At 64.1% G+C, this 6,621-nt stretch carries 6 protein-coding genes; 2 read left to right on the top strand and 4 right to left on the bottom strand.

Annotation, left to right across the window (positions count from 1 at the left end; all coding sequences use genetic code 11):
• Positions 1-18: 18 nt before the first annotated feature.
• Both ACVOL0_RS01775 and ACVOL0_RS01780 read right to left on the bottom strand, forming a co-directional pair.
• Positions 19-324 (bottom strand): DUF3247 family protein, encoded by a 306-nt coding sequence (locus ACVOL0_RS01775; protein ID WP_481547624.1) that lies wholly within the window; start codon positions 322-324, stop codon positions 19-21.
• A gap of 252 nt (positions 325-576) precedes the next feature.
• Complete coding sequence (locus ACVOL0_RS01780) at positions 577-2,595, bottom strand: ATP-binding response regulator (protein ID WP_481547625.1); 2,019 nt, start codon at positions 2,593-2,595, stop codon at positions 577-579.
• Positions 2,596-2,778: 183 nt separating this feature from the next.
• Here ACVOL0_RS01780 and ACVOL0_RS01785 point away from each other — a divergent pair, with 183 nt between their 5' ends.
• The gene (locus ACVOL0_RS01785; RefSeq protein WP_481547626.1) at positions 2,779-3,348 is read left to right on the top strand and encodes a DUF3016 domain-containing protein; all 570 of its coding nucleotides are present in this window, start codon (positions 2,779-2,781) and stop codon (positions 3,346-3,348) included.
• Between the two features lie 213 nt (positions 3,349-3,561).
• Here the strand turns inward: ACVOL0_RS01785 and alr are convergent, their stop codons facing one another.
• Together alr and ACVOL0_RS01795 are read right to left on the bottom strand one after the other, a co-directional pair.
• Positions 3,562-4,638 (bottom strand): alanine racemase, encoded by a 1,077-nt coding sequence (gene alr, locus ACVOL0_RS01790; protein WP_481547627.1) that lies wholly within the window; start codon positions 4,636-4,638, stop codon positions 3,562-3,564.
• A complete protein-coding gene (locus ACVOL0_RS01795) occupies positions 4,638-5,903 on the bottom strand; it encodes a D-amino acid dehydrogenase (protein WP_481547628.1) in 1,266 nt (421 codons plus the stop codon). Before ACVOL0_RS01795 ends, alr begins: the two co-directional genes overlap by 1 nt.
• A 150-nt stretch (positions 5,904-6,053) precedes the next feature.
• Here ACVOL0_RS01795 and ACVOL0_RS01800 point away from each other — a divergent pair, with 150 nt between their 5' ends.
• Positions 6,054-6,530 carry a winged helix-turn-helix transcriptional regulator gene (locus tag ACVOL0_RS01800; RefSeq protein ID WP_481517849.1) on the top strand — a complete coding sequence of 159 codons (477 nt, stop codon included), beginning with the start codon at positions 6,054-6,056 and terminating at the stop codon, positions 6,528-6,530.
• Positions 6,531-6,621: the final 91 nt, after the last annotated feature.

Below are 6,621 nucleotides of genomic sequence, written 5' to 3' on the forward strand. Positions count from 1 at the left end.
TGCCAGTGAGGTGCGACGTCAAGCCTCAGCGGCCGGCAGATGCAGTACCTGCAATACGCTGTCCAGCCACACCACATGCTGTTGGCAGGCCCGTAGCAGGTCTTCCAGGCGCACCATTGCGTTGACCCCGGGCTCCTCGTTGTGGTCGGCGAAGTGCTGCAACGCCGGCTGCGCGGTGACCGTGCCAGCCACGCGGCTGCCATCCTTGAGGACCAGCATGACCCGGGCCTGCTCCGGCAACTCGCCAAGCAAGGCCTCCAGCGCTGCGATCAGCATCGGGTCGGAGTAGACATGGGGCGCGTACAGGGGCATGGCAGCGTCCATGAGTGAACGCCGTCACAGTACCGTTTTTACGCGTGAAATCCGTGCAAATATTTTGTGGGAGCGGCGTGAGCTGCGAAGCAGGTGCATCCGCAGATGGGGCAGATGCCAGCAGCGTCAGCACCCTGAGATTCGCGGCTCACGCCGCTCCCACATCTTCTGCCCCATCCACAGAGCATTTGAGTCACCCGCAATCCGCTGCACGTTCCCTGGCATCGGATCTTTCGCCTTCAGTTGAGAGAAGAACCAACTATTTCAGCGCGGCAAACGCGCGTCGCGGATCGCTGAAATCAGCTGCGCCACGCTGTAGGGCTTGGCCAGATGCCCCTGGAAGCCGGACGAAAACGCCCGACGCCGGTCATCGGCACGGGCCAAGGCGGTCACCGCCACCGCCGGCAGCTCATCGCCGCCGACACCCAGGGTCTCGCGCAAGGTGTGGATCAGGCCGTAGCCATCCATGCCCGGCATGCCGATATCGCTGATCAGCACGTCGAACGCGGTGTGCCCGCGCAGGTCCAGCAGCTCCAGCGCCTCGGCGGCGGTACCGGCGGTGACCACCGTCGCGCCCTGCTCTTCCAGCAGGCGGCGGATGTAGCCGAGCATGTCGACCTGGTCCTCCACCGCCAGCACGCGCAGGCCCTGCAGCGCATTGGGAACCAGCACCTGCTCGCCGATGCGGCCGCGCTGTACGCGTCGGCGCGGGTGGCGTGCCGCCTTCTGCGCCTGGAACTCAGGCAGGAGCACCCGGAAGGTGGAGCCCAGCCCCGGCCCATCGCTGGCCGCAGAAACGGTACCGCCATGCAGCTCGGTCAGCTGCTGGACGATGGCCAGGCCCAGCCCGAGACCGCCATGGCGCCGGGTAGTGGTGCTGTCTGCCTGGCTGAAACGGCTGAAAAGGTGCTCCAGGAACTCCGCGGCGATACCGTCGCCGTCATCCTTGATCTGCACCACCAGATGCCCGGTTTCGTGCTGCAGGCTGATCTCGATCCGCCCTTCCACCGGGGTGAACTTGATCGCATTGGACAACAGGTTGCCCAGGATCTGTTGCAGACGGGTGGCATCGCCCAGCACCGGTTGCGGCAACTCGGGAAGCTCCAGCACCACGGTCTGCGCCTTGCCTTCGGCTACCAGCTCCTGCGCACGTACTGCCTCGCGCAGCTGCTCGGATAGATCCAGCACTTCCACCTCCAGCTGCACCTTGCCCAACAGCATGCTGCTCAGGTCAAGCATGTCCGACATCAGGTGCTTCTGCGTCATCGCGCTGCTGGCGATGACTTCCATGCCGCGCCGCATCGGGTGGTCGTCCTCCATGCGCTGCAACAACAGTTCGCTCCAGCCCAGGACCGTGGTCAATGGCGTACGCAGCTCATGCGACAAGGTGGCAAGGAATTCATCCTTCATCCGCGCCATGCCTTCAGCAGCGTTGCGCGCCACGCGCTCGGCGGTGAGCAGGTCTTCGCGCGCCATTTCAATCTCACGGCGATCGGTGATATCCGGGCTGTTGCCAGCCAGGCCGATGAAACGCCCATCCGCCGAGAAACGTGGTACGGCGTTCATTTCCAACCAACGCCATTGGCCATCGTGACGGCGCACGCGGGTATTGGCATGCAGCTCGGTACGCCCGTTCAACGCAGCCTGCAGCTCGTATTCGAACGACGCACGCTCGTCCGGATGCAGAAAGCGCTGCCAGGGGTCCGGCCCCAGGTCGTGATCAGCCGGCACCCCGAAAAAAGTGAAGAAGGCGGTGTTGACGAAGCGGAGCTGGCCCCCCTCATCCACGACCCACACCGGCATTGGCAAGCCATCGGCCAAAGCACTGAAGCGCGCCTCGCTTTCGGCCAGCTCGGTCTCAATCCGCTTGCGTGCGGAAATATCAAACAGAAACACCGCCACCTGGTGCTTGCCCGGCTGGCCGATGCGCACTGCCTCCACCGAGTACCAGCGTGCAGGATCGGACACCTCGCGTTCAAACTGGCTGATCCCGCCCTCGCTGACCACCCGCCCAAAGGCCTGGAACCAGTCCGCCTCCATCGCCGGCACCACCTCGCTGGCACGCCGACCGGTAACATTGCTCAGCCCGGTGACTTTCTGGAAACCGGCATTGACCTTGCGATAGATGAAATCCACCGCCACACCGTCTTCAAACACCAGCTCGATCACGCAGAAGCCGCTGGCTACCGCATTGAATACCTCCCGATAGAGGCTGGAGCTTTCCAGATCCTCTTCATCCAGGGACAGCAACGACAGGTGTGAGTCCGGGTTGGAGACGGGCATTGTCTGAAAGGGGAAAGGGCGCAGCAAAGAGGGAGAGATGCACTGCAGTCTGGGCGAGAAACGATCCACACGCTGTGATGATGAACCATCGCGCAATCTGGTACTGCGAACTGACACCGTGTTCATTGAAGCGTAAAGCCGTCGGCCGCACACTTCCACTATCAAAGTCCCCAGGAGTACGTCATGAAAACCCTGACCGTCACCGGACTTGTCCTGGCCTGCCTGCTGGCTGCAGGCAGCGTCGACGCCAAGCCGCGCGCCGTTACCGACCCTGAAGCCCCGCGTGCCCTGCCTGCCGAGGGTCCAGTGCAGGTGCAATGGACCGACCCTGCCCAGTTCACCGAACTGCGCTACAGCCGCAACCGTTGGGATGCCCAGCGCGGCGACTGGGTGGAAGACCTGGCCGAGCACCTGCGCAAACAGGCCAGCAAGCAGCTGCCGGAAGGGCAGAAGCTGGACGTGACCATCACCGACATCAAACGCGCTGGTGACTACGAGCCCTGGCACGGTGCGCGCCTGGACGATGTGCGCATCATGCGTGACATCTACCCGCCGCGTATCTCGCTGCAGTTCACGCTGACCGATGCCAATGGCCAGGTCATCGACCAGGGCGAGCGCAAGCTGTCCGACACGGGTTACCTGCTCAACAGCAGCCTGCCCAACAACACCGACCCGCTGCGCTACGAAAAGCGCCTGCTCAATGACTGGGTACGCCGCGAGTTGCAGAGCGATCGCAGTACTGCCGGGCTGTGATTCGCACCGCGTAGATTGGAAACAAAAAGGGCCGCAATGCGGCCCTTTTTTCCTGTAGTGCCGAGCCATGCTCGGCAAGGGGCTTTACCAAAAATGCCCCTCCGTAGTGCCGAGCCATGCTCGGCAAAAGCTTCACCGGCACCACATCAGCAAAGAGCCAACCCCTCCCCAGCCCTCCCCTCCGCCTACGGCGCAAGGGAGGGAGTAAAGGCCTCACTCCGACAAATACACCCGCGGCGTGCGCTTGAGGCTGCACGGCAGGCGATACGCACTGGTATTGCAGCGCGGCGCCAGCTCCGAGATGGTCGGTGCACTGCCCCACAACTGCACGATGCTGCCACGTGCGGCCTGCGGGTGATCGGTCAGGTCCACGGTCAACATGTCCATGGATACACGGCCAATCAACCGCCCCGGTACGCCGTCGATCAATACCGGCGTGCCATTCGGCGCGAACTGCGGATAGCCATCGGCGTAGCCCATCGCAACCACCCCTACGCGCGTTGGCTTTTCAGCAACAAAACGTGCGCCATAACCCAGCGGTTCGCCCACAGCCAGTTCACGCACCGCGATCACCCGCGACTGCAGGGTCATCACCGGACGCAGCTGCGCGGCATGCGGGCTGGGCTGCGGATACAACGGATCGGCCCCGTACAACATCAGGCCCGGACGTACCCAGTCACTGCGCACATCCGGCCAGCCCAACAAGGCCGGCGAATTGCACAGGCTGGTTTCACCTGCCAATCCTTCGGTGGCCCGGATGAACACATCCAGCTGCTCACGGGTGCGATTGCTGTCCAGCTCATCGGCGCGCGCCAGGTGGGTCATCAACACCAGCGGACCGACCTGCGGCAGTGCTGTCAGGCGTGCATGCGCGTCGCGAAATTCCTCCGGCGACAAACCCAGGCGGTGCATGCCGCTGTCCAGCTTCAACCAGATGCGCAGGCTGGCATCGGTCTTGAATGCCTCCACCGCCTCCAGCTGCCACGACGTCGCCACCACCACCCAGAAATCGTGCTCGACGATCAACGGAAGTTCGGCTGCGTCGAAGAACCCTTCCATCAGCAGGATCGGACCACGGATGCCGGCCTGGCGCAGCTCCAGCGCTTCCTCGATGCAGGCCACGCCAAAGCCATCGGCCTCGTCCTGCAGCGCGCGGGCGCAGTGCACCGCGCCGTGCCCGTAGGCATCGGCCTTGATGATCGCCAGCGCCTTGCCACCACCAAGCTGGCGGGCCAAGCGGTAGTTGTGGCGCAGGGCCTCCAGGTCGATCAGTGCCTGTGCCGGGCGCATCAGTGCTGCCCCTTGCCGTAGCGGAAGATATCCAGGCCTTCGGTGCTGATCTGCGGCTGCTTGCCGCTCATCAGGTCGGCCAGGTAGCGGCCCGAGCCGGCGGCCATGGTCCAGCCCAGGGTGCCGTGGCCGGTATTGAGGAACAGGTTGCGATACGGCGTTGCGCCGATCACCGGGGTGCCGTCCGGGGTCGCAGGGCGCAGGCCGGTCCAGAAGCTGGCCTGGGACAGGTCGCCGCCCTCCGGGTACAGGTCCTTGACCACCTTTTCCAGCGTGGCGCGACGACGCGGTTCCAGCGACAGGTCGAAGCCGGCCACTTCGGCCATGCCGCCAACGCGGATGCGGTCCTCGAAGCGGGTGATGGCGATCTTGTAGCTCTCGTCCAAGATGGTCGAGTTCGGTGCCATCGCCGCATTGGTGATCGGCAGGGTCAGCGAATAGCCCTTCAGCGGATACACCGGCAGCTGCATGCCCAGCGGTGCCAGCAACTGCGGCGAATAGCTGCCCAGTGCAATCACGTAGTGATCGGCGGTTTCCAGCTTGCCATTGATGCGCACGCCGGTGATGCGGTCGCCGTCACGCTGGATCGAGGCGATGTCCTGGTCGAAACGGAACTCGACGCCGGCGGCTTCGGCCAGCGCGGCCAGCTTGGTGGTGAACAGCTGGCAGTCACCGGTCTGGTCTTCGGGCAGGCGCAGCGCGCCGACCAGCATCTCGGTCTTGCCGGCCAGCGCCGGCTCCACCCGCGCAATGCCCTGGCGGTCCAGCACTTCGTAAGGCACGCCGTATTCGCGCAGCACCTCGATGTCCTGCGCGGCGGCGTCCAGCTGCTGCTGGGTGCGGAACAACTGGGTAGTGCCCAGCTGGCGGCCTTCGTAGTCGATGCCGGTGGCCGCACGCAGCTCGTTGATGCAGTCGCGGCTGTAGTCGGACACCCGCACCATGCGCGCCTTGTTGACCGCATAGCGGGCTGAGGTGCAGTTGCGCAGCATCTGCCACAGCCAGCGGTACTGGGCCATGTCGGCGGTGGGCCGGATCGCCAGCGGCGCATGCTCCTCGAACAGCCACTTGATCGCCTTGAACGGCACGCCCGGGGCCGCCCACGGCGAGGTATAGCCGAAGGACAGCTGGCCGGCATTGGCAAAGCTGGTTTCCAGCGCCGGGGCCGGCTGCCGATCCACCACGGTGACCTCAAAGCCGGCCTGCCGCAGATACCAGGCACTGGTCGTGCCGATCACACCGCTGCCAAGCACCAGAACGCGCATTTTCTTTCTCCGGACCACATCATTCCCTGCACACGGGACGGCAGGGGCTAGGAACCGCGCAGTATATTCAGGGTCAACCAGTGTTTTTATCTGTATTGCTATGCCTGATCAGGGTAATTTCCTGTTTCGTTCATCATAAGCAGAGCCACCATGGCCACCCGTAGCCGCGAACTGGACAAGATCGACCGCAAGATCCTGCGCATCCTGCAGCAGGAGGGGCGCATCTCCTTCACCGAGCTGGGTGAGCGCGTCGGCCTGTCGACCACGCCCTGCACCGAACGCGTGCGCCGGCTCGAGCGCGAAGGCGTGATCACTGGCTACTACGCGCGGTTGGACCCCGCTTCGGTCAAGGCCAGCCTGCTGGTGTTCGTGGAAATCAGCCTGGCCTACAAGTCCGGCGACATCTTCGAGGAATTCCGCCGTGCGGCGCTGAAGCTGCCCAACGTGCTGGAATGCCACCTGATGTCCGGTGACTTCGACTACCTGCTCAAGGCCCGCATCAACGAAATGGCCTCCTATCGAAAGCTGCTGGGCAGCACCTTGTTGACCTTGCCGCACGTACGCGAATCCAAAAGCTACATCGTGATGGAGGAAGTGAAAGAAACCCTGTGCCTGCCAATCGAGTAGTGGGGGGGGGGGCGCGCCGGGGGGCCCCAGCGGCCCCGGCCCCATAACACACAACACACCACCCACCCCCCCCCCCCCAAAGATAAGCAAA

It is taken from the genome of Stenotrophomonas sp. STEN021 (assembly GCF_056760175.1).